Annotated in this window: 1 pseudogene; it reads right to left on the reverse strand. The window is 47.2% G+C overall.

The annotated features are described in order from the left end of the window. Nucleotides 1-585, reverse strand: a pseudogene (locus tag R7190_RS29175) (transcriptional regulator MalT); the annotation flags it as partial.

Raw genomic sequence — 585 nt, forward strand, 5'->3', positions numbered from 1 at the left:
TATCGGTGTTGGCTCTGCGCTAACCATGCACGTAACATCGTCAATTTAGGGTGGCTAAATAGCAGCTCTGCATCCAACTTATTGATGGCATGCTCGAGTGTGCTTAATTCGCCTTGGTTGAACATCTTCCAACCGAATTCATTCAAAATCTCAACGACTAAGTCTTTATCGTTGGACTTTTGTGCGTGATGAATGGCTTGGTGTGGCGATTTTTGTTGTAACCAAGCGACCGCAGCATTGCGGTGAAGATCTTTTTCTTGTTGAGGAATACGTGCTTGACGCTCGTGAGACAAGAACTCGCCAAACAAGTTGTGGAAGCGGAACCAGTTATGCTCGCCTTCAAGTGGATAAATGAACAAGCCGTAACGGTTAAGCGATTCAATCAGGCCCAGCGCGTCTTCGCGTTGAGTGAGGGCAAATACCAGTTCATCGTTAAAGTGATCCAGCACGGACACTTGCATCAAGAAGTGACGAGTTTCGTGATCGAGCAGGTCGAATACTTCTTCGACTAGGTAATCCCACAAATGCGCGTGATTGAACTGCGATACCGACTCGACGGTTTGCGGCAATGTGCGGTTTTGATGT

This window comes from Vibrio sp. 1078-1 (assembly GCF_033340475.1).